The following is a 21,616-nucleotide window of genomic DNA, read 5'->3' on the forward strand; positions in this document are numbered from 1 at the left end:
GTCAACTTTCTAAGACGATTGCTGTGATCGGTGGGCGTCGGCGGAGCAGGGCCGCCGCATGTTGGCTCCATGGCGGATGGCCGGGTGGCTCTACCTGCGCCGAGGTGAGTAGATCCACTCAGTCGACAGGTCGACCGGTGCGGATACACCTGAATGGACTAGTTCCCATGTCGGGAACGCGGTGGACAACACGTCACCGTGTGGCACGATCCAATATCGGGGAGTGAGGGGGTCGATCGAGTGACCGAAATGCGAGAGGTGGCGAGCCCAGCAAACGGCGCTCGGCCATATCTGACGCTGGCCGAGAGGTTTCGTGCTGAGGTGGTGTCACTATGCGACGAGCGCTACTGGACATTGCGCGAACTGAGCCGGCGGGCCTTCCTCGACGTCGGTTTCCTCAGCAAGCTGATCCGAGGTCTGGTGCCTGCCACGGTCGACGTCGCCAGAGCTCTTGATACTGCTTTCGGCACTGCATCCAGGCTGCAGAACCTGGTCATCCGGATTCGATCCGACCTTCATCCGCAACTCCCCGTGGGCAGGGAGTTCGTCGGCAGGGGGAGCCAACGCGCACGGCTCGACGGCCTCGTGGCCCAGATGACGACAGACTCCCCTGCCGCAGTGGCGGTCCTCGCGGGCCCGGCGGGGGCGGGAAAGACCTCCCTCGCGGTCCACTGGGCCAACTCACAGAAATCGGCGTTCGACCTGATCTTGTGGGCCGATCTCTACGGATTCACCGGCGACCAAAGTCAACGGGCTGAGCCTGGCGACGTCCTCGGCGAGCTGTTGAAGGGCCTGAGTGTCTCAGCCGGTCGTATCCCGGTCACTGAGACCGAACGGCTGCAATTACTTCGCGGCAATCTCAGTACTCGCTCTGCGCGTGTGCTCATCGTGCTCGACAACGCGGTCGACCTGGCCCAGGTCAAGCCGGTACTTCCCGGGACGCCGGGGACCCTGGTGCTCATCACCAGCCGAAGGCGGATTCGGGGACTGGCCCAGGTCGCGCGCACGGTCCACGTGCCCGTACCGCCGATGACCGAAGCCGACAGTGTCGATCTCCTCAGCTCGCTGATTGGGGCTGAACGTGCCGCGCAGGAGCCCGAGGCTGTTGCACGTGTCGTCGACCTGTGCGCGTCGCTGCCGCTGGCGCTCTCCATCGCCGGAAATCTGATCTCCGCCGATGCAAGGACCAGTGTGTCCCAACACGCTGAGGCACTCGCGGATCGCGGCCGGTTACGCATGCTCGACGGCGACCACGCTGGCATCGGTGTGCGCGCAGCGATCAGCTGGAGCGTCGCGTCCGCCCAGGCCGAGGAAGCGCGCTTGTTCCGACTCCTCGGTATCCACCCGGGACCGAGGTTCACCGCTGGCACGGCCGCCGCGCTGGCCGGGTTGACCGAACCCGAGACACTCCCACTGCTGGATCGGCTCGTGGACGCACACCTGATCCAGCAACACCAACAACGCCAGGGCGGCTACCGGTTTCATGACCTCCTCCGCGACTACGCCAGTGAAGAAATTCAGGACCCGCGCTGGGAAAACGAACGCCGCGATGCGACGGAATGCCTGATACGGTGGTATGTCCACAGCTGCCACGCCGCTGACCTCGCCCTGACACCACTGCGCGATCACCATGAACCACTCGACGCGCCACCAACCGGCATCTATCCCGCGACGTTCGACGACGCGAGCGCCGCGTTCGCCTGGTGCACAGCGGAGCTTCCCAACATCGCACCGGTCGCGCAGTTAGCGCTTGATCAGCAGATGTGGTGGGAAGCATGGCGAATACCGACCGTGCTCATCGACTACTTCATCTTCGCTCGACCGTTCCACGTCTGGACGAGCAGCATGCAGATCGCGCTGACCGCGGCCGAGAAAGCGGAGAACGACCTCTGGCTAGCCGAAGTCGCGGACAAACTCGCGGCAGCCTACTCACGCATGCGGGACTACGACCGTGCGGACGACCTGAGCCGCCGCGCGATCGCACTGACCAAAGACCGCGTTCCCGTCTATCCGCGCCTGGGCTGGTCCTACATGAACCTCGGTATTAGCGCACACGTTCGTGGTGACATCGCAACGGCGGTCGACCTGATCGGCCACGGTGTGGACGCGTTCGTCGCTGGCGGCTCGCGCATCGGCGAGCTCGCCGCACGTATCGAGTGGGGTACCGCGCTCCGTGACGCCGGTGATCGCGACCGGGCGCTCCAGCAAGGCCGCATGGCGTTGGAAGCGTTCCGGGCCGACGGTGATTCCCACGGGCTCGCGTCCGCGCTGGCTCCGCTCGCGCGCACGTGCAGAACCTTCGGGGAACTCGACGAAGCACTGGCGTGTAGCGAGGAAGCCGCCGAGTGCTTCCACTCGGTCGGCGACGCTTGGGGCGAAGCCGACGCACTCGAGATCAAGGGCCTTGTGCTCGTGGATTTCGGCCGCCGTGCTGACGCTATCGAGGCGCTGACCACAGCGCTGCGACTGGTCGAGCCTCTGGACGAGGTCAAGGCCGAGCAACTGCGTCGAGAAATCAGGACGCACGACGCTGCTAGCGGCTCGACATGACCGACCACAACCAGGATCCGCTCGCCAATCCGGACGAAGCAGGTCACGTCATGCCGACGTCCTACCCGTCTGCCGCACAACAGTACGGCCAGCGGCTCTACCAGCTTCGTACCCGCCACGGCCTCAAGGTCAGGGACCTCGAAGACCGGACCCGTGAACTCGTCGACGCCCGCATCGCCGACCTGCGCAAGCACCCCGAGACCGCCAACCTGACAACCCCAGAGCTAGAGGATCTCGCCGGGAAACCGGTCAGCAAGAGCGCGATTTCCCGCATCGAGAAGGGAAAACCTCCAAGCGTCGACGCGGGCAAACTTCTCGACGAAGCCCTCAATGCCCACGGCACACTGGAGATCCTCGCCGGCCCGGCACGAGCGGAGCCCTCAGGTCATCTGCCCGTCAAACCGCCTTACTTCGTCGGTCGACAATCAGAATTGGAGCAGCTGACCAGATTAACCTCCCAGCCGCCCGCCCACGAAGCGCCGACCCTGATCGTCATCGGCGGACTTCCAGGCATCGGCAAGAGTGCCCTCGCGTTGCAATGGGCGCATGGCATGTATGCCCGGTTCGACCTTGTGCTCTACGCAGCCCTGGGCGGATACACATCAGGAAGCCCAGCGACCCACACGGAAATCCTCGCAGACTTGCTCCGCGGCCTCAGCGTCGAGCGAGATCATGTACCAGCATCTGAGCATCAGCGAGAAACGCTACTGCGCGAGCACCTTTGTCGCCGTAAACAACAGGTTCTGGTGCTGTTGGACAACGCGCGCGACTCTCAGCAGATCGAGCCGCTGCTGACCAGCCTGGCGGGCACGACTGTCGTGGTCACCAGTCGACAGGAACTCTCCGGGTTGGTCATCGACCACAACGCCCGCACCGTCCGGCTCGACACCCTTACAGACAACGAAGCATGCGCGCTCGCGGCTGACATCATCGCAGACGAACGCGTCGAGGCTGAGCCCGATGCCGTGGCACAACTTGTGGACCTGTGTGCATCACTGCCTCTGGCAATCCTGGTTGCCGCGGAGCGCATCGCCGCCGACCCCGACACCAGCATCGGGGAGCACGTCGCTGCCCTGGCCGACGTCGAGCGGCGCCTGCAGTTGCTCGACATCGATGAATCCGGCGGCGTGCGAGCCGCGTTCGAATGGTCCTACCGGACACTTCGGCTCGACGCTGCACGGATGTTCCGCCTGCTCAGCCTGTATCCACGGCCTCGCGTCACTGCCCAAGCGGCGTCAGCGCTCGCGGGCGTGACCATCGCCAAAGGCCTTCGTCTTCTCGATGACCTGGCCCAGGCACACCTGCTGCACCAGATCACTGTCGACAGCTTCCACTTCCACGACCTCCTTCGCGTCTACGCCGCCGAGCAAGCCGACCAACAACCGGAGGACGAGCGGCAAGACGCGATTGTTCGGCTGGTGACTTGGTTCCACCACACCGTGAACGCGGCAGCCTGGGCATTGACGCCGATGCGTGACCACCACGTCCACCTATCTCCGACACCACACCAGGTGACCCCCCTGGCCTTCGATGGTTTCACCGCCGCGTTCGCTTGGTGCTCGGCGGAGCTGTCCAGTCTGCCGGCCGTCGCGCACCTCGGTATCGATCACGGCCTCTACTTCGAGACGTGGCGGATGGCGATCGACTTGTTCGAGTATCTGGTCCACAGCCGCACGACCGAGCTGTGGATCATGCTGATGGAACTTGCTGTCGAAGCTGCCGAAAAGGACGGTCACACATCCCGGCTTGCCGAGGCCCAAGAGAAATTGGCGGAGGGATACCGGCGAGGCGGACGCCTCGACGAGGCCCGCGAATTCGATGAGCGCGCGGCACGCACCGCCGGCGCGCGCGGACCGAGCCGCACACTCGGTTTCGCCCTGCTGGGTTTGGGCAAGGCAGCCCATACTGCAGGGGACCTGACGGAAGCCTTCGTGCTCACGCGACGCGCTCTCGACGTGGCCATTGCGGCCGGAACGCGAATCGGCGAGGCGATGGGGCACATCGCACTCGGCAGCGTGTACCGCGACCTCGCGACGCCCGACTTGGCGATCACCCACGGCGAGAAGGCTGTCACGATGTTCGCATCCGTCGATGACCAGCATGGTGTTGCTGTCGCACTGCTGCCGCTCGCCCGGACTTATCTGGCGTTCGGGCAGTTCGGCCAGGCCCTGCATGCGTGCGAATGGGCTCAGGAAGCGTATGCCGCGACCGCGGACCGTTGGGGGCGGGCGGACGCACTCGGTGTCAACGCCGAGGTACTCGATCGGCTCGGCGATAGCCAGGCGGCGGCGCGGTGTTTGCGTGAGGCCTTGCCGTTGCTGCGAGGGCATGACGACGGGATGGCGGGTCGCTTCGCCGACTACCTTGCCGGCCTCGAGAACCGCTAGCCGGGTCGCCAATGTCCGGCGCCGAGTCGGCGCGCTGGGTGCTCTTTGGGCAGGCGCGGGCCGTTGCCGAAGAACTTGTCGCGCAGTGTGCCGGGAGCGTATTCGCGTTGCATGAGCCCGCGACGCTGCAAGATCGGGACGACGTGCTCGATGAACTCCTCGAACGATCCTGGTGAGGTGACGTATTCGAGGTTGATGCCGTCGACGCCGGCGTTGTGCCAACGTTCGATGTTGTCGGCGATCTGCTCGGGTGTGCCGACGATCCGTCGGTTTCCCCAGCGGAGAAGGAGCTCGCCGAGTGTCCAGTCGTCGCGACTGGACCAATCGAGCAACTTCCGGACGGGAGCGGACACGTCGCGATGCCGGAGGTCTGCGACTTTCGCGGCAAGGTCCTCGGATCCCCAGTCGTGATAGAGAAACACACTCATCCTCGCGGCGTTCCCCTCGACGGTCTGTCGTTCGAGAAGTTCTGCGTCTCGACGGCGGGCCTCCTGTTCGCTGCTGGCGATCAAATAGGACTGTGGAACGAAAATCTTGACGTTGCTCGCTTCGCGTCCCGCGTCGATGGATGCTTGCCGTACATCGGCCACGATGGGCGCGGCGGCATCTGGGTCAAGAGCGCTGATGAACAATGCCTCGGCGTGTCGACCCGCGAAGGCCCTTCCGGTGGGCGACATCCCGGCCTGGAACAACAGCGGGGTCCGTTGCGGGGACGGTTCGCACAGGTGGGGACCATCGAGCTCGTAAAACTCGCCGCGGTGTTTGACGGCGTGGACTCTTGCTGGATCGGCGAAGGTGCGAGTAGTCGTGTCGCGGACGGCAGCGCCGTCTTCCCAGCTGTGCTCCCACAATTTGTATACCGCTGCGGTGTATTCCTCGGCCCGACGATAACGCTCGGCGTGCTCGGGCAACCCGCCGAATCCGAGGTTTCTCCCCGCGCCGGGGAGAAACGACGTGACGATATTCCAGCCGATTCGGCCGCCGGTGAGGTGGTCCAGTGTGGACATGCGTCGCGCGAACTCATAAGGATGGGCCTGGAGGACGTTGGACGTGAAGACGAACCCGAGGTGCTGGGTGTGGTAGGCCAGCAGCGGGATCAGGACCGAGGGGTCCCCGGTGGGGAACTGCATCCCCTCGGCGACGGTCGCGTCCCGGTTTCCGCGGAAAACCTCATATGGCGCCAAAACATCGGCGAAGAACACTGTGTCGAAGAATCCCTGTTCCAGCAGCATGGCAAGGTCGATCCAGGGCTGAGGAAGGTGATAGTCCAGTTGTCGGCTGTCGGGCTCGAACGCGAGTCCGGGCGCATGATGGGATGGCGCGACCATGGTGAAGGCGTTGAACGTCACGTACGGGCGGTTAGCCATGGTGTCCGTCCTGCGGGGTGGGGGAGAGAATGCTGGCGCCGATGGTGTCCTGGCAGATTTCGCCGGAATAGGCCATGAGCCATCCGGCTTGCGCGTCGCGGAAGGCCCGCTCGGTGTCTCCGCGGATGTAGCCGGAGCCGCCGCCGACGCGGACACCCAGGTCGGCGACATCCCGGGCGATGGAGTTGGCCAGCAGCTTGGCGTGCATCGTGGCGGGCAGGAAGCCGGGATCGATCTGGTCGGCGAGCCAGGTCATGTGCTGGGCATACATCGCGGCTGCTTCCAGCCGGGAGGCGACGTCTCCCACGGCAAAACGCACCCACTGCATGCCCGCCAGCGGATCACCGGTAGTTGGGATCGTTCGGGTTCGCGCGTGGATGGTGAGCGTGGTGAGCGCCGCGTCCGCGATGCCGAGAGACAGAAACGGGAGACCGGCGCCGATATGGTTGGGCCGCGGCCCGGTCGACGGCGGGCAGCGCCGATCTTCGGGGAGGAGGGTGCCGGCGAATTCGATGAGTTGGGATCGGCTGGCGCGCAGGCCCATGGTGTCCCAGATCGGAACGAAGGTCATCGTGGGATCGGTGTCTAGGCCGAAGAAAGTAGGCCTGTCGTCGACGAGCGCGTTGACCAGGAAGTGGTCGGCGACCTCACAGCCCGAGGAGAAGCGTTTCGCGCCGGACAGCCGGTATCCGCCGTCAGCGGGTTCGGCGTGCTGGAGGGGTTGTAAGAACAGGTTCCCGCTGCTCGGTTCGGACAGCGCGTTGGCGAACCGTGCGCCGCCGATGAGTTCGTCAGCCCAAAATTTCGCCATGTCCGGAGAGGACATTTCGATGAGGCCGATCGCCGCACCGATGTGCATGACCCAAATACACGCGGTCGACGGGCACGCGGCACTCAGGGTACGAACGATCGTTCCGTAGCTGCGATAGCTGAGTCCCTGCCCGCCGAATGCGGTGGGAACAAGAGCGGCGTCGATGCCGGCGCCGTGCAGGGCGCGTAGGTTCTCTACCGGCAGCGCACCGGTCGAGTCGCGCTCTGCCGCGCTCTTGGCGAATTCGTGTGCCAGCTCCGCGGCGGCGGCGATCCAGTGCTGTTCGTGATCTGGTGGCGCGAACGGGTGCGTCACGTCGGCTCCTTCTGTGGTGGGAGGTGGTGTGCACGTCGGGCTCTACGCCGTCCATCGACGATGAGCAGAACGATTGAGGCGATCCATGGCAGCAGTTGATAGGCCTCGACCGGCAGGCCGAGCGATCGGGTTTGCGCGAGCAGGGCGAGGCTGTCGAAGATGCCGATCATTAGCGCCGTGGCGCCGACCCCGATCGGATGACGGCGCGCCAGGATGACGACTGCGAGCACGATGAAGCCACGCCCTGCGGACATCATCGGGGCGAAACTGCCGATTGAGGAGAGTGACAGCACCGCACCCGCGAGCCCACCGAACCCACCCGCGATCAAGGCCGCAGTAGCGCGATGCCTGCGGACGGAGATCCCGAGGACGGACGCGGAGACAGGATCATCACCGACAGCACGCAGCCGTAGACCGAGCCTGCTAGCTCGCAGCATCCACCAGACGGCCAAGGTCGCGGCGATCGCGAGGTAGGCGGAGACGCTTGTGCCAGTGAACAGTGGCCCGAGCACAGGGAGCTGTTCCAAGCCCGGCAGGGAGATAGTCGGCAGTGTCGGCACGCTCAGGGCGGTGTTTCCGGCAGGATCGGCGACCTGGGCAACGTACGTGCTGAGACCCGTGCCGAGCAGGGTCAGCGTGATCCCGATAAGGACCCCGTCCCCGCCGCAGGCCAGCGCCGCCGCGTACAAGACGCCGAAACCGAGACCAACGACGACGCCCGCGCCGAGTCCTACCCAGGGACCGGCCAGCGCGGCACCGAGCACGCCGGCGAGTGCGCCGGACACCATCGTCCCTTCCAGTCCAAGACCGATTCCGGCGCCGGAACGCTCTAGGACCACCTCGCCGAGGCCCGCCAGGATCAGCGGCGTTGCCGAGCTGATGGCGCCGATCAGCACGAGGACCACGAAATCAGCCATCGTGGCCGCCACGTGCGGTGACAGTGTCGCCTGCCGCAGACCGGCGAGCCTTGGCGCGCCGGGCAAAAGCGATCGCGAGTACCGCCGCGCCGAGCAGGACGGCTTGTGCGACTATGCCGATTGCGGAGGGGATCCCGGTACGCACCTGTACACCGCCCGCACCGGTACCGATGGCCGCGTAGACGACACCGGCGACGACGATCGGGATAGGGCGGCACCCGCCGAGAACCGCGACGATCAGGCCCCCGAAACCGACACCACCGGCCACCGCGGGGGTGAGTCGCTCGTCGACGGCGGCCAGTTGGTACCAGCCCGCCAGCCCTGCCGCCGCGCCGGACACGACAGTCGTTCCCACAAGCGCTCGCACCGGTGTGACCCCTGCGCGTTCTGCGAGCCAGTGGCGCTCACCGAAGATCTCAAGCAGGACGGCGCTGCGGCCACGATGCCACCAGATCGCCACGATGAGCAGAACCAGGACGCCGAACACCGCGGAGCTCACCCGGCCAGGCACGGGAAGCCACGGAATGAGTGCGGCCTCGGGAAGGTTTGCGCTGCGCGCGGTCGCGGACCCGGCCGGGTCCCGCAGGTGGGTTCGCAGCAGATAGGCCAGCAGCTGCACGGAGATGAGCGTGGCCAGCAGCGCCGTCAGGATCTCCGATACCCGCCACCGCAGCAGTGCGACGCCGGGCAGCAGCGACCAGGCCGCGCCTCCACCAGCACCGGCCGCCGCGCCTAGCGGAAGCGCGACCCAGGACGGCACCCAGTCCCCCAAGGACAGCAGAACGGCGGCAGTGGTGGTGGCGCCGACGATCATCTGGCCCTCGGCACCTACCACGACAACACCTGCCCGCAGTGGCACCGCAGCGCCGAGCGCGATCACAACAAGCGGAATTGCGGACGTCACAGTCTGCGAGACGTTGTACGGCAGCCCGAACGCGCCGTCGACCCAGCCGACGACGGCGTCCACAGGATCACCGCCGGAGGCAAGGACGAGTACGACCACCAGGACGAAGCCCGCGACGGCGACCGCGGCGCCGATCAGATAGTCGCGTCGCAGCAAGGCCTTCACCCCGCATCTTCCTCAGCAGAGGCGTTCGAGGCGGCATCGGCGGCGGGAAGCCCGGACGTGAGCCGCCACACCACTGTGTCGTCGAGCTCGCCGATGGGCACGTCGGCGAGGATCCGGCCCTTGGACAGCACGACAACACGATCCGCGAGCTGACGGGCCTCGTCCAGATCCGCGGAGATCACCAGGACGGCTGCTCCGGCGTCGGCTGTCCGGTTGATCTCGGCATGGATCGCGCGGGCCGCCAGCAGGTCCAGGCCGAGTGTCGGTCCGTGGAGGACCGCGACATCCGGACCACTGCCGAGTTCGCGGCCGACGACGAGCTTTTGCTGGTTCCCGCCCGACAGCGCCGTGACAGCGACTCTCGGGTCTCGAGGGCGAACGTCGTGTCGATCGAACAACGCGTCAGCGGCCCGTACGAGAGCGGCCGTGTCGGGCGCGCCCCGGCGGGTAAACGCGGGTTCGCGCAGACGCGTCACCATCGCCGACCACCACGCCGCGCGCCCCGGTAGCAGCGCGTCGAGCCGACGTTCGGGCACGTAAGCCACTTGGCGCCCACCGGACACGGTGCCGTTCGCGGGGGCAATGCGCCCCGCCGCGACCTCGGCCAGCGCGCGCTGGCCATTGCCAGCGACGCCGACAACACAGACCACTTCACCAGCGCGTACCCGGAGGCTGATGTCCCGGACAGGGACCGGATCGCCGCATGTCGCAGAGACGCCCGACAGCACAAGGACATCCTCACCGGGTTCACGAGTCCGTACCGGAGGAGGTGACGGTGCCTGGTCATCGCCGATGATGGCGCGAGCCAAGGTCTCGTCGTCGACGGCGGCGACGGGGCCGCTGTGGACGACCCGGCCATGCGCGAGCACGGTCGCGGTGTCAGCGACCCGGCGCACGTCGGCGAGGTAGTGGGTGATGAGCAGGATCGCCACCCCGGTATCGGCCACCGCGCGCAGGTGGTCGAACAACGTGTCGACCTCCCGCGGTCCGAGCGCGGAGGTGGGTTCGTCCAGCAGCAGGACGCGAGCGCCCTGCGCCAGCGCCAGCACCAATTCCCCGAGCTGGCGTTCGCCCCGGCTGAGATTCCGTGCCGGGGTGTCCAGGTCGATCGGAACGCCCGCCTGCGAGGCCACGGATCGCAACTTCGCCGTGAGCTTTTGCCGGCGCACAACCCGGTGGGGCTGGCTCAGCGCGAAGGTCTCCACGAGGGTCAAATCGTCGACAAGGCTGTCGGCCTGCGGGATGATTCCGACTCCGTGTTCGATCGCGTCGATGCGTCCGCCGAATCGAACCGGTGACCCTGCGACCTCGACATGCCCGTCGTCAGGCGCTTCCAGCCCGGCCAAGATCTTTCCTGCGGTGCTCTTCCCCGCTCCGTTCTGACCGAGCACGGCGTGAATGTGTCCGCTCTGCACGGCCAGGTCGACGTTTTCGAGGGCTTGGACCGCGGGAAACCGTTTGGAGACCGAGCGCAGCGCCAGCAGGGGCGCCGCGGTCATCGGCCCGGCTGCCAGGGCGTGATGGTTACCGCGCCCGCTCGCAGGCGCTCCGCTAGATCGGAGATCCGCTTGTCCAGATCGGCGGGCATCCCCGGAGCTGCGGCAACCTTGGTCAAGTCGGCGGGCACGAGAGAGGCGTTCGCGATGGTCGACGTCGTGCCTTTACCGCCGAACGTGCCAGCCTTCAACCGCGCCGCCCAGTCCATCAGGATCGGTGTCAGGTCGGTCTTCACCTGGCCGATATTGACCGATGCGGCGGCATGGCTGGTCGACGCCGCCAACCCGATGGTCGCGATTCCGGCGGCTTGGGCTGCGGACGCGACGCCGGTGCTATACCCCTCGGCGTTGGTGGCGATCAGCTTCGCCCCGGCTGCGATCTGCGCGGCGGTGGCCTGGCTGGCCCGCGCGGCGTCTTCGAACGATCCTGTGTAGACCGGTGGGAGCTGCTGCGCTGATGGGTTGGCGGCTGCGAGCCCTTGGCCGAAGCCGTGCCATTGAGCCTCGAGGAAGGGGGCTCGCTCGCCGTCGACGACGCCGACCGGGGACAGCTGCGCCGAACCGGCGATATATCCCATCAGATAGCCGAGTTGTAGTGCGTCGTACGTCCACGTCTCGACAGAGGCGGTTGCCTTGTCCAGGATGTCCATCCCGCCAGTGGCGACATACCGCGCTGAAGGAATCTGTTTCGCGACTTTGAAGACCGTGTCCGAGAACCCTAATCCCCAGCCGATGACGAGGTCGTAGCCCGAGGTCGCGTACTGCCTGAGGGTGGCCTCTGCTTCGGCGTTGGTGACGTTCTCCGAGACCTGGACAGTGATCTCGCCGCGTTTCTGAAGTTCGTGCGCGGCATCTGCGGCGGTTTGGTTGAATCCGCGGTCGTTGGCGTTTCCGCCCAAGACGATCGCGACTTTCGGCACCGCGCCGACTGGAGCCGAGTTGTCGCCACCTGCTTTGCAGGCCGTCAGTTGCACAGCCACCACCGCCGCCAGCATGGCGACGACCCCACGCAGTTTCGTGCCTTTCATCCGTGTGTTCCTCCCAAGATCCCTCGGGCAGACCCTGCCAGACTCGACGCTGTCCCACAGAAAGAGGCAACACCTCCCGGCGAGCGGAATGGATCGTTTGTGCAGGTCAACGTTGTCCCTGCATGATCGGCAACGACTTGCCCTATCCAGCTCCGTTGGTTTTCAACAGACTGACAATCAACTAAGTAGACCGCCCATACCGTCACAGTGGCGCCGGACTCGGCGCAGGCATGCGGCTTAGATCTGCCCGGTACCGAACACAAGCGGGCTACCAGACGTAGCGAGGGAGAGGGGACGCCATGGCTTTCGGGGGCAGCCGGAGAGAACTCAGGCGGCGCTGCGACGATCTGATCGAGACGTTACCGATCCGCCCCGGATTCGAAGTGACGACCTTCCTCGAGGAGTTGAGCGCGCAGCGGAAGACGCCCTTGACGCTGTGGCGGATGAACGCCACGGCGGCGACGCCCAGCGGCATGCTCGTAACCACCAAGACGATGGACTATGTGTTCGTGGTGCGCGGTACCCCATTGGCGCACGTCGTGCACATCCTGGCCCACGAACTCGGCCACCTGCTACTGGGCCACCAGTGCTCGCGCAGCCCAGGATTCCCCGACAGTCGCAGCCAGCCTTGGGAAGAGCTGGAAGCGGAGGAATTCGCGTACCGATTCGCGGCGCGGGTAAGGCTGGTGGAACGACGGCACCGGATGCGCGGGTCCTACCGGGAGGTGCTCGCGGCGTTCGGATCACGAAGCCACCGGTACCAGTACGGTGTCTGACCTTTCCAGCGTGGCGGCTTACATTGCCGCGCTGGTCACTTTCAGCGAATGCGCGCGCAGGCTCGCCGTGGATCGGCACCTGCCTTCCGCGCTAAGCCGCGACTATCTCACGGTCGGGCTGTTGCTCGCCAGTGCTTCCCTCGTAGCGGGGGCGCCGGCCACGATGCGCTGGAGTGACCAGCACACGGGAGTGCAGCACGTCGCCTATCTGATCCACTGCATCTTGACCATGCTTGCGATGGTCTGTATGGCGGGTTTCCTGCGTACGGTGACGATGACGACGGTACGGGTGCGGACAACGGTCGCCTTGTTCGCGGGATGTGCTGGTGTCCTCGGCGGTTTGTACGTGCTGTTCGGCACGGCAGATCCGCAGTTCGGCGTTACCGGTCGACACCCGGCGTCGTTGGCGTTCACGCTGATCTATCTCGGGTTCATGATCACGTGGATTGTGGCGTTCATCCGTGGAGCTTGGCGGATATCTCGCGGCGCTGACTCGGAGGTGCGCTTCGGGATCTTCCTCGCTGCCCTGGGTATGGGTGTCGGGCTAGTCGGCTTGGTGTGGAAGGCGTTGGTACTGCTCGAAACTCTCGTCGTCCCTGACGCGCCGATCCGGAATTCCGCCTTCACGCTCCTCGCCGAGGCCCTCGGCGCTGTCCTGTTCGCGGCGGGATCGGGTTTCGCGGCTGCGGCACGCCGGGTCGACGAATCCAAGGATCAGGCACGGGCCGAAGCGATCAAACTCCTCTGGGAGCGCCTTCGGCCGGTCTGGTCGCAGTCCGAGTTGTACACAGGGGAGGACGACCTGGACTTCCGTAGGCAAGTCGTCCAGGTCTTCGACACCTGCCTGACGCTGCGAAGCTATGTCGATCCTACGCTGGAACCCACGATCGCCACGGTGATCACACAGCGGCGGCTGGGCGCGAGACGCGGGGCGCGCGTGACCGCGGCCGCTAAATTGAGAATTGCCCTCGCCGCCTTCGAGAGCGGCTCACACGTCGCGACGTCGGGGCAGAACGCCGATCCCGCGCCGCAGCCCACCCTGCTGGCGGCCGACGAACAGAGCGAACTCGGCTGGATCGCCGAGGTGGCGCGCGCATGGACCGACAACGCGGTGAACGACATCGTCCAGCGCGCCTGTGCCAGCATGGATCCCGGCAGGTGCCACCGGTGACCTCGTCGGCCGGCTACCGCTTCCCTGTGGTGGTACCCGTCATGACGATGGCAGCTGTTCGGTGTCCGGTGGTGACGACCGGCTGCGGTCGATCGCTTGCAGAACCTCCAGAAAAGCCATCCGCTGAACGACATCGTCCTGGCCCAGCGACTGAACCTCGCGGGGTCGGACCCCGGTGAACCCGATCTTGTTCATCAGCTCATAGGTCCGCCGGTCCAGGTCGTCAAGCCCTTCGGGGTCATCCAGAAGATCCTCGAGCTGACTGGCCGGAACCGAAGGGTCCAGCAGGCGGGCATCGATACGCCAGAAGCCCGCCAGAGCGAGCGCGACCGGTGCACGGAGGTGGCGTGTCTTGCCACTGGCATAGGAGTAGATCATCGCGCGGCTAAGACTCTTCTCGCCTGCCCGACGCTCGACCCACGACGCGATCTTCGGCGGGTATACCCTCTTCTGCTTCAAGCCGCGCGGCTTCTCGGCGATCACCTCGGGGTCGAACACCAGATCGCCCCGCCACAGGTAGCAGAAGGACTCGTGGTCGATCAAGTACGACAAGCGTTCCGCCAGGGTCGGGAGTGACAGCAGCGTGGTCGTCAGCTGGATCTGCGCTGCCGGCGTACGCAGCGGCACCGGCGATTCGGCAGGCTCCTTCTCGCTGATGTCCTCTGCCGCTGTCGTGTCCGCGTCGTCAACCATCGGCATCCCCCTTTCAGTTCACCGCACACCGTACCCAGGCGGTCGCCTGACTGAGCGTCTAGTCGTCTGAATGCTCACTTTAGTTGACATTATCGCTTGATCGCCTAGTGTTGACGATAGATAGTCAACAAAGTAAGACGATCTGAGTCCGGTTCGATGTGTGTCGTTCCGCCGTCGACCAGGGCTTCGTGTCGCTGGCTCCCGTACTGGCGGCATGCGTCAGGTCGCGAAATTACCCCGCATGGGCGATCGCCCACGCGGGTCCGGTCACTCTCCACCGGATCTTGTCGCCGACAACCCGACCGGGTTGTCGGCAGATCCCCGCTGGAGAGGAGGCGGAAGCGTGAGCCGACAAGTACCGCCGTCCAGGCCTTCCATAGCTAGACCCGCCGAATCGGCCTTGAGCCGCCCCGATCTCCAAGCCGCTGTCGACGCGGAGATCCTTGCCCGTGGCCTCGAGGTAGGACAGAGCGGTGCGGATACATCCCCGTCGGCTCGCGATGTAGACCGGAGTGCCTCGGTCGCCGCGGCGACCGCACGTGCGGTCGCCGCCAGCGTCTGGCAGGCCGGGCAACCTACTGGTGACCCCGCCGACTGGGCGGACTTCGGGCGCGTGGTTCCGGTGCTCGCCGCTTCACCGGGCGCAGGAGCCAGCGTCACCGCCGCCACCGTCGCCGACGCGTTACAGATCGCTGGCCGGTCCGTGCTGATGATCGACACCGCTGACCCGAGCCGGTCCGGCCTGAGCCGCGCCTCCGCAGTTGACGGCCCCCAGGTGCCAGGGCCTCATCCGGCGATCCGGATCCGGTTCTCCTGGCGTGCCCAGGCTCTGCTGGCCCGCGCGGAAACAACGCTCCCGGTCCTGGCGCCGGGAATGCTTCCCCCGCCGGCGTTCTGGCGCCCAGGTCCACGCAAGATCGATGTCACGGTTGTCGACATCGGACACGACCCGTGGCGCGTCGGCGCAAACCCTCTCCTCGGGGCAGGAGCGTGGCTACGCGGCGGGAATCCAGCCCCGATACCGATTCTCGCCGTCCGGCCGAGCACGCCATCACTGGCCCACGCCGAACAGATTCTCGCGAGGTTCGAAACCTGGACCCGCGTCGATGCCATCACGCTACCGGTGCAACTCGTGGTGGTTGGAGCTCGACGATGGCCCGCCACCGTCACGGCCACCGCCGGAATCCGCGTACAAAAGCTGCTCGACAGCGCCATCTTCCTGCGGCCTGATCCCGAGCTGGCCGCTCACGGTGTTACCGCCGACGTCACACCGTCCCGTATTCGCTCGGCCGTGCTCCCGGTGCTACGGCGACTCGAACTCGTACCCACCGACAAGCCCTCCCGGCTCCGTACGCCCGGTCCGAAGGACCAGGCCCGTGAAAAGGGAGGGCGCACTCATGATCGCCCACACCATCGTGGAATGGCTGACCCAGCAACCGGCCCCTCCAACGCCTAGCCCGGCGCCCCTGCCGAACCCTGTCCCAGTAGAGCCGCCGGGCGCCAAAGCGATCCTCGGCCTCCTCAACAACGTCAAGTGGGCCGCGGGTATCGCCTTGATGGCGGCGTTCTTCATCGGCCTCACCGTCTGGGCTGGTGGCCGCTGGGTCGATCACCACCGCGCGGGCAAGGTCGGCTTGGTCATGATGCTCTGCGCTATCGGCGGAGCCATCCTGTACGGGATCGGCTACTCGCTGATCGACGGATTCTCCAAGGGGTGAGCGGCATGTTCACTCCCGACACCGATCGTCGCCTCGTCCGCGCCCGGATGACGATTCTCGCCCTCATACTCATCACATTGCTTGTAGTTGGCCTCGCTGCGGCACTGGCCATCGCGAATTTCCGAACAACGACCACGCCGCCGCCAGGAGGAACAGGACCTAGCAACCCGGCTGCGCCCGGGAAGGTCACGACACTCGAGCCAGAGCCGACCCCGGAACCCGGCTGGGACGTTGTAGCACAGAAGAAACTCGCTCTGCGCCCGATGCTTCGCCTGCCGGCCGAGGCCGCGCAGCCCCACGCGCTGAGTCCACAGGCCGGGCCGGAACTGAAGATCCCGGAAGCGAGCCATACCGCTGGCGTGTGGATCCCCGGCGGGTTCCCGGGAACACCCGGAGGCGCCCTTGCTCAGCTGAAAACAGCCGATGAAACGGGCCTGCGAGGAGGAGATCCGGCTGTCTACGATCGGGCCTACACCGAGATCGCCCTACCCGGCGCGCCTGCGGTCGACCGCACGGGACTGCACACCTTGCTGTCTACCTTCCGCATGCGTGCCGGAATCGCGTCCGGGGAGCCAAAGCCAGGCTTGACGGTCACCTATGACGTGACCCACGGGCAGGTCAAGGGGACCACGGACCAAGGGCGTTATGCCGTGGTCTGCGTGCTCGGCATCCTCACCTTTGACTACAACGGACAGTCGACGTCCATGGGGGTCGGTGACTGCCAGGCGATGCGCTGGATCGGAGCCGCGTGGCGGATCAGCACGGGAAACCAGGCCGCGATGGCAGCGAGTGCGTGGCCAGGTAGCGCGGAATCCGTGCAGGCCGGGTATCGCAGCCTGGGTGGGATTCCGCGATGACTCCGGAGGACATTTTCGTCTGGCTGGGACGGACCGCCGGTGATCTGGTCGGTGGGCTGGCATCCAGCGTCTTCGAAGTAGCGATGCAGGGTATCTGGATCTCGGCGCTGTGGCTGCTGCGCGAGGCGTTCACCCTGGTCGACTGGCTCTCGACGTTCACAGTATCGACAACGGACGGACCTGTCGGAACGTTGTGGCCGATGATGCTGTGGCTCGGGGGCGTCATCGCGCTCGGGCTGTTCTTCTGGCAAATCACCGTCTCGGTCCTGCGTGGAGGCCGCGGGTTCATCCGTGTCATGTCCGGACCCTTCCAGTACGGTGCCGCTCTCGCAGTCACGGTCGGGGCGATCGCCGGCTTCCTCGCCGCCGCGGACGGAGCCACGACCGGAATTCTGAACGTCCTGCACGTCGGAAACTTCAGTGACGCCCTGAAGGTAATGGGGCTGGTCGACGCCGGCACCGACTCGGTGAAGGCTGTCGTGCTCGGGCTGACCGCGATTTTCGGTCTCGTTCCCGCAGTGCTGGGTTTCGCCATGGAGATGGTCTTCCGCGAAGCGGCCATCTATCTGTTGACGGCGACTGTACCGATCATCGCAGCCGGTCTCATCTCGAACACGACCGCAGTCTGGTTCTGGCGCGGCATGCGATGGGTACTGGCGATCATCTTTATCAAGCCGGGCATCGCCGTCGTACTGGTGATCGGCATCGGTGCGACTGGTGAGGCGAAGGGACTTTCAGGTCTGCTCGCCGGGGTCGCCATCCTATGGATGTCCGTCTGGGTTCCTCTCGTGTTGTTCAAGCTGTTCGCGTTCATCGATCCCAATACAGAAGCGGGGGCGGCCGTTCGTGGAGCGTTCTCCGATGCCGGGATGGACTCCTACGGCTCCGACAGCCCAGGCGGAAAAGCGGGGACATCGGCGTTCAACGCGGCCAAGAACAAGCTGTTCGGTGGTTCTGACAACGACGAGGAAACCGGCACCCCGGATGATTCCGAGGCGGCGAACACTGACCGTTTTGACTCGGCCACGGACGACGCCGAACCGGCCGCTCCTGACGATGAACCCAGTGACTCCACCGCTGAGGCGGAGGACAGAGATAGCGACCGAAGTGGACCTGAAGAAGGTGCGATCGCCACGGGGGGCAGCGACTCGCCGCCGCCTGATTCGGTCCGCGACGTCGGCGAGGCCCCCGAAACCGGAGACGTGTTAGCGGCCGGAGACGAATCCTCGGAGTCTGACGCCGCAGACGCGGCGGCTGGGGTGCTCCCGGAGGCGGCTGCCGCGTCCGCCGTCGAGGCCGCGGTTGAGGACGACAGCGACGACGAGGGCGGCGATCCGAACGCGGGGAAGGTGCTCGAATGAGCAGCCGCGTGTATCGAGGGCTCTCACGACGTGAGCACGACGGCTGGATCCTCGGGCTGACGCCGGCGCAGGCGCTAGCGTGCGTCGCGCTCGCCGTGCCGGTTGCGATCACCCTTTCCGCAGGTGAGATCACCAAGGCGTTAGTGATCGCGTGCGTCAGCTGCCCGCTGGCGGCACTGGTTGCGGTGCCTGTCCGCGGACGGACCGCCGCGCGCTGGCTGGCTCATCTGCTGCTGTTCCAGGTCGGCGCAGCCTTCGGCTGGACGCGCTGGCAAACCCGAGCCGCCACCGGGCAAGTCGACCCCGACGAGCCCGACTTGCCCGGCGCGCTGGCCCGGGTGCGATTCCCTGACGGGCCACCGCTGCGTGACCAGGGACGGGTCTGCCTGATCCACGACACTGGCGAAGGTCGCTGGGGTGCGACCGCGCGCCTGTCCCACTCCGGTGTGGGAATGCTGTCAGACAACGAATGCGAGCTGCTTGCGGCGCGACTGGGGAACTTGCTCGAAGCCCTTGGCCAGCGTGAGGTCATCGACCGGATGTCACTTCTGGTGCGGACTGTTCCCGATGACGGGGCTGACTACCGTGCATGGCGGGCCCGCAACGAAGTCGTCCCGGCGCCACCACTGGCAGCCGAGACAACCAGGGAACTCGACCGCACCATCGGCCTGCCCTCGGTCCGCCACGAGATCTTCGTGACGATCAGCGGACGGGAAGACACCCTCCGGCGCCCAGCTATCGCCGCCGGAGGTGGCGCCAACGGCCGCGCCATCGTGCTCTACCGCGTCCTGGACAGCATCGACGAACGGTTCCGTGCCCTCGGCGCCCACAGTGTTCGCTGGCTGTCGGGTGGACACCTGGCCGAAGCGATCCGCACCGGGTTCAACCCAGCGACGGCGGCCATCCTGAACGCGAGTCATAACCAGGGAAAGCCCGCGTCCACCAGGCTTCCGTGGGCGGCAGCCGGTCCGACTCATGCTCCGGCACCGTCCGCGCGGGCCTACCACCATGATGGCTTCTCCACCGTGTCCTATGCGGTGCTGATGCCACACCGCGGCACGGTGTTCGGTTCCCTCAGCTCTCTTCTGGCGGTGAAGACACCGGGCGAACGGCGCAGCCTCGCCGTGCACTACGAGATCATGCCGGCCAACCGCGCGCACCGGGCCGTACGCGGTACCCGGTTCCGGACCCGCGTCATACGGGACTGGAAGGCGACCAAAGGGTTCGCCGCCAGTGCCGAGGACCGCCACGAAGCCCGACGCGCCAGCATTCAGGAGGACGCGATCGCGTCCGGTCACGGCATGGTCAGATTCGCGGTCGCGACCGCGGTCACAGTGCCTTCGACCTGGCCGGTCGAAGACCACGCGGCCCGACTGGAAAGCGCCATCGCCGGGAGATTCCGGTTGCTGCGTATGGAACTCGCACAGGATGCCGCGTTCGTCGCCACCGTGCTTCCGCTCGGCATCGGCCTTCCCCGGCTGCGTGGAGGTGGATGGTGACCCGCGACCACGCAGCCGCCGAACGGTCCGTGCGGGACCTGCTGTCCACCTTCGGCGCACCGCCAGCAGTGAGAAAACCCGAGCAGCCGCGAACTCGACGTCGTGAGCCGGTCAACCGGGCGATCGCGCCTCGCCGTGGCCGCCGCCGCCCCGGGCACGGATGGTCACCAGTGCCACCGCCTCTGGCGGTGTATCAGGCCAGCACGCACGAAGTCGGTGGCGTCTTCCCACTCCTGGCGTCCAGTCCGATGCCAGCGGTCGGGGCGAGGATCGGCTATGACGTCACTGCCGGGGGAGCTTTCTACGTTCATCCCGTCGAGGCTGTGCTCACCGGTGCCTGCACGAATCCGAACGTTGTCGTGTTCGGCGAGCCGGGAACCGGGAAAAGCTCCACCGTCGTCGCCTTCACGACGCGCATGATGCCCTTTGGCGTGAAGACCTTGATCAGCGGTGACGTCAAGGGCGAGTACACACCAGTCCTGAAGGCGCTGGGAGCGACACCGATCGTGCTCGGCCCCGGCAGTCCGGCCCGCATGAATGCCCTCGACCTCGGCCCGCTCACGGCGCGCTGGGACACCTGGACTGCGAGGCGTCAACGCAATGAACTCACCTGGGTACTCGGCCGGTGGGTACAACTGCTCACCGCGCTCGCCGAAGCCCAAGGGTATGCCGCCACTGTGACGGACGAAGCCGTTCTTTCCGCCGTTCTGCACCGCGCCGTTGGCGCAGCGGACGCCAACACCCGGCTTCGCCCGATCACCATCCCCGACGTTCATCGCGCCCTTGCCGATCCGCCCGACGAGCTCTGGCAGGAGAGCAGGTTCGCCGACCGGCGCCAGTTCCTCGACCACCTGCGCCCCATCACCGACGCGCTGAACAACCTGGTTTCCGGGCCGCTCGCCGGCATGTTCGACGCGCCGACCAATGTGGAACTCGACTGGGACGCCCCCGCGCAATCGATGGACCTGTCCCGGCTGGACAGCCGCGGGGACAAGGCAGTCGCAGTCGCCCTGACGTGCCTCGGGTCATGGTCGGCCATCGCCACCGACCTCCAAGACGATGGCGAGATCCGCATCGTCGTCCGCGACGAAGTGTGGCGACAAATGCGGCTCGGAGTCCGCGCGCTGATGTCCTTCGACAGCGAACTGCGCCTTTCCCGCAAGCACAAGATCATCCAGGTCGCGCTCGTTCACAAACCCGCGGATTTCCTGACCGTTGGCGACGCCGGATCGCAGGCAGCGTCGATCGCCCGCGACATGCTCAGCCTGTTTAGCACGAGAGTCCTTTTCGGGCAGACAACCAGAGTCGCGTCCGAGCTCGGCGAAGCGCTCTCGCTGGCGGAGAAAGAACAACAAGCGGTATCAGGATGGGCCAACCACCGCCGCGGACGCGCCCTGTGGAAGACGGAAAACCAGACCGGACGCAAAGTGCAGACCGTGCTCAGTGCCGTCGAACGACGCCACTTCGACACTAACGTCCAACTGCGAAGCACTCGCCGAAGTATTCGGTCCGTGTCCGCCCATAAGCCCGACTGCGGCGAAGAGGATTACGATCGAATCGTCGCCCGTGACAGTCAATCTCTTGAGGTGTAAGGAGCGGGC

Annotated in this window: 16 protein-coding genes; 9 read left to right on the plus strand and 7 right to left on the minus strand. The window is 66.1% G+C overall.

Going from position 1 to position 21,616, the window contains the following annotated elements; translation table 11 throughout:
* Window positions 1–249 precede the first annotated feature (249 nt).
* A complete protein-coding gene (locus tag DMH01_RS14440; protein WP_233621605.1) occupies window positions 250–2,550 on the plus strand; it encodes a tetratricopeptide repeat protein in 2,301 nt (766 codons plus the stop codon).
* Entirely contained in the window at window positions 2,547–4,937 is a 2,391-nt protein-coding gene (locus DMH01_RS14445) for an NB-ARC domain-containing protein (RefSeq protein ID WP_125677018.1), read from the plus strand. Before DMH01_RS14440 ends, DMH01_RS14445 begins: the two co-directional genes overlap by 4 nt.
* Here the strand turns inward: DMH01_RS14445 and DMH01_RS14450 are convergent.
* From DMH01_RS14450 to DMH01_RS14475, 6 genes are read right to left on the minus strand one after another with little or no spacing between them, the layout of a single operon-like run.
* A complete protein-coding gene (locus DMH01_RS14450) occupies window positions 4,934–6,304 on the minus strand; it encodes an NtaA/DmoA family FMN-dependent monooxygenase (protein WP_125677020.1) in 1,371 nt (456 codons plus the stop codon). The genes DMH01_RS14445 and DMH01_RS14450 overlap by 4 nt on opposite strands.
* Window positions 6,297–7,430, minus strand: coding sequence for an acyl-CoA dehydrogenase family protein (locus DMH01_RS14455; protein WP_125677022.1), 1,134 nt, complete (start codon window positions 7,428–7,430; stop codon window positions 6,297–6,299). The genes DMH01_RS14450 and DMH01_RS14455 overlap by 8 nt, the downstream gene beginning before the upstream one ends.
* Window positions 7,427–8,347 carry an ABC transporter permease gene (locus DMH01_RS14460; protein ID WP_125677024.1) on the minus strand — a complete coding sequence of 307 codons (921 nt, stop codon included), beginning with the start codon at window positions 8,345–8,347 and terminating at the stop codon, window positions 7,427–7,429. Before DMH01_RS14460 ends, DMH01_RS14455 begins: the two co-directional genes overlap by 4 nt.
* Window positions 8,340–9,416 (minus strand): ABC transporter permease, encoded by a 1,077-nt coding sequence (locus DMH01_RS14465; RefSeq protein WP_125677026.1) that lies wholly within the window; start codon window positions 9,414–9,416, stop codon window positions 8,340–8,342. The genes DMH01_RS14460 and DMH01_RS14465 overlap by 8 nt, the downstream gene beginning before the upstream one ends.
* Window positions 9,413–10,915, minus strand: a complete 1,503-nt coding sequence (locus DMH01_RS14470) for an ABC transporter ATP-binding protein (protein ID WP_125677028.1) — start codon at window positions 10,913–10,915, stop codon at window positions 9,413–9,415. The genes DMH01_RS14465 and DMH01_RS14470 overlap by 4 nt, the downstream gene beginning before the upstream one ends.
* Entirely contained in the window at window positions 10,912–11,940 is a 1,029-nt protein-coding gene (locus DMH01_RS14475; protein WP_125677030.1) for a BMP family ABC transporter substrate-binding protein, read from the minus strand. Before DMH01_RS14475 ends, DMH01_RS14470 begins: the two co-directional genes overlap by 4 nt.
* A 383-nt stretch (window positions 11,941–12,323) precedes the next feature.
* Between DMH01_RS14475 and DMH01_RS14480 the strand changes: the two genes are divergently transcribed.
* Together DMH01_RS14480 and DMH01_RS14485 are read left to right on the plus strand one after the other, a co-directional pair.
* On the plus strand, window positions 12,324–12,716 hold the full coding sequence (locus tag DMH01_RS14480; protein ID WP_158633212.1) for an ImmA/IrrE family metallo-endopeptidase: 393 nt from the start codon (window positions 12,324–12,326) through the stop codon (window positions 12,714–12,716).
* Window positions 12,717–12,726: 10 nt separating this feature from the next.
* Complete coding sequence (locus DMH01_RS14485; RefSeq protein WP_125677034.1) at window positions 12,727–13,887, plus strand: DUF6545 domain-containing protein; 1,161 nt, start codon at window positions 12,727–12,729, stop codon at window positions 13,885–13,887.
* Between the two features lie 39 nt (window positions 13,888–13,926).
* Here the strand turns inward: DMH01_RS14485 and DMH01_RS14490 are convergent, their stop codons facing one another.
* The gene (locus DMH01_RS14490; RefSeq protein ID WP_125677036.1) at window positions 13,927–14,580 is read right to left on the minus strand and encodes a hypothetical protein; all 654 of its coding nucleotides are present in this window, start codon (window positions 14,578–14,580) and stop codon (window positions 13,927–13,929) included.
* A 1,397-nt stretch (window positions 14,581–15,977) separates the two neighbouring features.
* Between DMH01_RS14490 and DMH01_RS14500 the strand changes: the two genes are divergently transcribed.
* From DMH01_RS14500 to DMH01_RS14520, 5 genes are read left to right on the plus strand one after another with little or no spacing between them, the layout of a single operon-like run.
* The gene (locus DMH01_RS14500) at window positions 15,978–16,298 is read left to right on the plus strand and encodes a hypothetical protein (protein WP_233621519.1); all 321 of its coding nucleotides are present in this window, start codon (window positions 15,978–15,980) and stop codon (window positions 16,296–16,298) included.
* A gap of 5 nt (window positions 16,299–16,303) precedes the next feature.
* Window positions 16,304–17,155 carry a hypothetical protein gene (locus DMH01_RS14505; protein ID WP_233621520.1) on the plus strand — a complete coding sequence of 284 codons (852 nt, stop codon included), beginning with the start codon at window positions 16,304–16,306 and terminating at the stop codon, window positions 17,153–17,155.
* Window positions 17,152–18,516, plus strand: coding sequence for a hypothetical protein (locus DMH01_RS14510; RefSeq protein ID WP_125677038.1), 1,365 nt, complete (start codon window positions 17,152–17,154; stop codon window positions 18,514–18,516). The genes DMH01_RS14505 and DMH01_RS14510 overlap by 4 nt, the downstream gene beginning before the upstream one ends.
* A complete protein-coding gene (locus DMH01_RS14515; RefSeq protein ID WP_125677040.1) occupies window positions 18,513–20,015 on the plus strand; it encodes an SCO6880 family protein in 1,503 nt (500 codons plus the stop codon). The genes DMH01_RS14510 and DMH01_RS14515 overlap by 4 nt, the downstream gene beginning before the upstream one ends.
* Complete coding sequence (locus DMH01_RS14520; RefSeq protein ID WP_233621521.1) at window positions 20,009–21,607, plus strand: ATP-binding protein; 1,599 nt, start codon at window positions 20,009–20,011, stop codon at window positions 21,605–21,607. Before DMH01_RS14515 ends, DMH01_RS14520 begins: the two co-directional genes overlap by 7 nt.
* Window positions 21,608–21,616: the final 9 nt, after the last annotated feature.

This window comes from Amycolatopsis sp. WAC 04182 (assembly GCF_003947465.1).
Classification (GTDB): domain Bacteria; phylum Actinomycetota; class Actinomycetes; order Mycobacteriales; family Pseudonocardiaceae; genus Amycolatopsis.

What these genes read in the sequence shown, in the direction of transcription:
- DMH01_RS14510 (WP_125677038.1), top strand. Translation starts at nt 17,152, where the DNA reads ATGACTCCGGAGGACATTTTCGTCTGGCTGGGACGGACCGCCGGTGAT.
- DMH01_RS14445 (WP_125677018.1), top strand. Translation starts at nt 2,547, where the DNA reads ATGACCGACCACAACCAGGATCCGCTCGCCAATCCGGACGAAGCAGGT.
- DMH01_RS14490 (WP_125677036.1), bottom strand. Translation starts at nt 14,580, where the DNA reads ATGGTTGACGACGCGGACACGACAGCGGCAGAGGACATCAGCGAGAAG.
- DMH01_RS14470 (WP_125677028.1), bottom strand. Translation starts at nt 10,915, where the DNA reads ATGACCGCGGCGCCCCTGCTGGCGCTGCGCTCGGTCTCCAAACGGTTT.
- DMH01_RS14515 (WP_125677040.1), top strand. Translation starts at nt 18,513, where the DNA reads ATGAGCAGCCGCGTGTATCGAGGGCTCTCACGACGTGAGCACGACGGC.
- DMH01_RS14450 (WP_125677020.1), bottom strand. Translation starts at nt 6,304, where the DNA reads ATGGCTAACCGCCCGTACGTGACGTTCAACGCCTTCACCATGGTCGCG.
- DMH01_RS14520 (WP_233621521.1), top strand. Translation starts at nt 20,009, where the DNA reads ATGGTGACCCGCGACCACGCAGCCGCCGAACGGTCCGTGCGGGACCTG.
- DMH01_RS14500 (WP_233621519.1), top strand. Translation starts at nt 15,978, where the DNA reads ATGATCGCCCACACCATCGTGGAATGGCTGACCCAGCAACCGGCCCCT.
- DMH01_RS14440 (WP_233621605.1), top strand. Translation starts at nt 250, where the DNA reads ATGCGAGAGGTGGCGAGCCCAGCAAACGGCGCTCGGCCATATCTGACG.
- DMH01_RS14460 (WP_125677024.1), bottom strand. Translation starts at nt 8,347, where the DNA reads ATGGCTGATTTCGTGGTCCTCGTGCTGATCGGCGCCATCAGCTCGGCA.
- DMH01_RS14505 (WP_233621520.1), top strand. Translation starts at nt 16,304, where the DNA reads ATGTTCACTCCCGACACCGATCGTCGCCTCGTCCGCGCCCGGATGACG.
- DMH01_RS14475 (WP_125677030.1), bottom strand. Translation starts at nt 11,940, where the DNA reads ATGAAAGGCACGAAACTGCGTGGGGTCGTCGCCATGCTGGCGGCGGTG.